Source organism: Candidatus Hepatincolaceae symbiont of Strigamia maritima (assembly GCF_055505085.1).
Genome location: NZ_DBKDTU010000073.1, coordinates 1 through 2,792, shown reverse-complemented (window position 1 = coordinate 2,792; position 2,792 = coordinate 1). Strand labels below are relative to the sequence as shown.

Sequence of the window (2,792 nt, the reverse complement as noted above, 5' to 3'; positions counted from 1 at the left end):
CTTTCCCTACACGACGCTCTTCCGATCTATTTAGATTATATATGAAATAATAGGAGAAGACATGCAAAAATCTTTATTAACACTGATAATAGCATTATTTATGGTAAGTTATGCTAATAGTAAGTTTTCTAATATAAACAACCCTAATATCCTAGCTAGTAGTGCTATTATTATAGATAGTAACACAAAACTAATTATTTTAGATAAAAATGCTAATAAAAAGATTTCACCATCTTCTATGAGTAAACTCATGACTCTTTATATTATTTTTAGTGAATTAAAACGTCAAAATATTACATTAACTTCAAAGGTTATTGTAAGTGCTAATGCTGTAAAAAAAGGTCATTACTCTACCGGTGGTTCTACTATGTTTTTAAAGATAGGAGATACTCCTACCGTAGAAGAATTAGTGAGAGGAATAGTTGTTTCCTCAGGAAATGATGCAAGTATTGCTATGGCTGAATATATTGCCTCCTCAGAGGAGGAATTTATTAAATATATGAATCAGGTTGCTCAAGAGTTAGGACTTACTTCATCACATTTTAATAATGCCAATGGTTGGCCTGATCTCAAACATTATTCAACTGCTAAAGATATTGCTGTGTTAGCCTATAGAGTAATTCATGACTTTCCTGAATACTACCATTATTTCTCAGAAACCTCTTTTACTTATAATGGGATTACCCAGAACAACAGGAATTTATTATTAAAAGATGATGCTTTAACTGTGGATGGCTTAAAAACCGGACATACTCAAAATGCGGGATTTAGTTTAGCCTTTAGTGCTATGAAAAATAATATGCGACTAATTGGTGTAATAAGCGGTTTAAAATTAGAAAAAGATAGGAATATAGATGCAAAAAAGCTATTAAATTGGGGCTTCTTAAATTTTTCATCACAATTATTATTTAAAAAAGGTGAATTAATTAAAAAAATAGCAATCTTTAACGGTTCTAAAAATGAATTACAGGTATATGCCACTAGTGATATTTATGCCTTAGTTCCTAACAATGTAAATAAAACTAACCATCAAACTAAGATTAAACTTATTTATTATAAAGTTCTAAATGCTCCTATTAGTAAAGATGAGCAGGTTGGACAAATAATAGTAGAAATGCAGGATACACAATATAATCAGGTATATAATTTATATGCTAAGGAAAATATTGCAGTAGAAGGAGTTTTCTTTAATTTTCTGAAAACACCTTATGCACTGATTAGAAAATTATTATATTATTAAGGAAATGAATAAATTATGAGCTATTTTATATGTTTAGAGGGAGGGGAAGGAAGTGGTAAAACTACCCAATGTAATTTACTGGCTCAAAGCCTGAAAAAAAGTAAAATTACTTTTGTATTAACTAGAGAACCTGGAGGTACATTTACTGCAGAGCAGATTCGTAATTTAGCACTGAGCAATATAGATTTTAATAATATTACTAATCTTTTATTATTCTCAGCTGCTCGTCATGAAAATATAGAAAAATTAATTAAACCAGCTTTAAAAAATAAAAAAATAGTACTTTGTGATAGATTTTTACTATCAACTCTAGTTTATCAGGGAATACTACAGAAATATAACTTAGAAAATATTTTGGATCTACATAAAAGATTTAATTCTCATTTCATACCGGATTTAACTTTAGTTTTAAATGTTATACCTGATATAGCCTTAACTAGAATTAAAGATAGATACAATAATAAGTTAGATAACCTCCCTCTCACAATGCATAATATTATTAACCAAACATTTAAGCAGGCAGCTGATATTTACCCTTATCCGCTCAAAATTATAAGTTCTGATAACATAATAACAACCCATAACAATATTATTAATACTCTTAATATATCGTTAGAGTTAGCTATAAATTCACTAACAGAAGTAGAAATTAATAAGATAACTAAGAATGCTTAATGCTATGTTGCATCCTAAGAATAACAACTCTTTAATAGGACATAGGAGTGCTGTCTCATTATTGCTTAATATGTATAATAAGAATAGATTACATCATGCACTAATATTAAGTGGCAATAAAGGGGTAGGAAAAGCTACTTTGGCATATAATTTTAGTAAGTTTTTATTAAGTAAACCTATTACTCAAACATCACCTAATTATCAATCATTAAATGAAGACCTACAATCTGAGATTATTAAATTAATAAAGAATAATTCTCATCCTAATTTAATGGTTATAGAGCCTGAATTTGATGAGAAAAAGCAACAATATAAAGAGATTATTGCTGTAGATAGCATTAGAAGAATTAATATATTTTTTAATTATACTGCTAAAGAAGATAATTATAGAATAGTAATTATTGATGCAGTAGACAATCTTAATATTAATGCGAGTAACGCTTTATTAAAGATCCTTGAAGAACCTCCGAAATATACTGTGTTTTTATTACTTTGTCATAATTTCCGGAATCTTTTACCTACTATTAAATCTAGATGCTTAAATATTAAACTAGCTCCTTTAAATAATACTGAGATGTTTGATATAATTAATACTTTAGAGTTACCTAATACTTTATCTAAAAAACAAATTATAGAACTTGTATTAAATAGTAATGATTCTATGCATAACTTTTTATGGTTTTTAGAACCCAAAAATTTAGAATTATACAAGCTATGTATAGAGTTTATTTTACAGGATAAATCTTTAGAAAAATTACAAATCCTATGTAATAAACTAATTAGGATTGATATGGGCAGTTTTAATATTATTTGTGACCTTATTAAACAAAATCTTTTAAAAATTACTAACCAAAATAACTGTGAAAAAATTTTAAAA

At 27.3% G+C, this 2,792-nt stretch carries 3 protein-coding genes; all 3 read left to right on the top strand.

The window, feature by feature from the left end:
* Nucleotides 1-61 precede the first annotated feature (61 nt).
* Nucleotides 62-1,240, top strand: coding sequence for a D-alanyl-D-alanine carboxypeptidase family protein (locus ACQCX0_RS01625; RefSeq protein ID WP_462562396.1), 1,179 nt, complete (start codon nt 62-64; stop codon nt 1,238-1,240).
* A gap of 15 nt (nt 1,241-1,255) precedes the next feature.
* The gene (tmk, locus tag ACQCX0_RS01620; RefSeq protein WP_462562395.1) at nt 1,256-1,915 is read left to right on the top strand and encodes a dTMP kinase; all 660 of its coding nucleotides are present in this window, start codon (nt 1,256-1,258) and stop codon (nt 1,913-1,915) included.
* A partial coding sequence (locus tag ACQCX0_RS01615) for an AAA family ATPase (RefSeq protein ID WP_462562394.1) occupies nt 1,908-2,792 on the top strand: 885 nt, incomplete at its 3' end. The genes tmk and ACQCX0_RS01615, both read left to right, overlap by 8 nt.

Coding starts and splice junctions, on each gene's coding strand:
- ACQCX0_RS01625 (WP_462562396.1), top strand. CDS start 62: ATGCAAAAATCTTTATTAACACTGATAATAGCATTATTTATGGTAAGT.
- tmk (WP_462562395.1), top strand. CDS start 1,256: ATGAGCTATTTTATATGTTTAGAGGGAGGGGAAGGAAGTGGTAAAACT.